The organism is Paraburkholderia sp. SIMBA_054 (genome assembly GCF_046534875.1).
Taxonomy (GTDB): Bacteria; Pseudomonadota; Gammaproteobacteria; order Burkholderiales; family Burkholderiaceae; genus Paraburkholderia; species Paraburkholderia hospita.
The window spans coordinates 1-228 of record NZ_JAWRXV010001904.1 but is presented as its reverse complement, the minus strand read 5'-3'; the positions used below and the strand labels follow the sequence as shown (position 1 = coordinate 228).

At 56.1% G+C, this 228-nt stretch carries 1 protein-coding gene; it reads left to right on the top strand.

All coding sequences use genetic code 11. From position 1 onward, the window contains the following. The coding region (locus SB822_RS61670) for a tannase/feruloyl esterase family alpha/beta hydrolase (RefSeq protein ID WP_410859745.1) at positions 1-228 on the top strand (228 nt) is incomplete at both ends.

Below are 228 nucleotides of genomic sequence, written 5' to 3'. Positions count from 1 at the left end.
CAGCCCAGGACCACTGGCCCCGCGCATCCAGGCGGTGAGCGCGCTCATGGATAGCACGAGCACTGACCTGACTCAATTCCAGAGCCGCGGTGGCAAGATCATTCTCCAACACGGGCAGTCAGACCAGTTCATTCCAGCTCAACTGTCGATTGACTACTACAACCGTCTGGTATCGAGATTCGGGCAGGGGCCTCTTAATCAGTTTTTGAAGTTTTACCTGGTACCGGG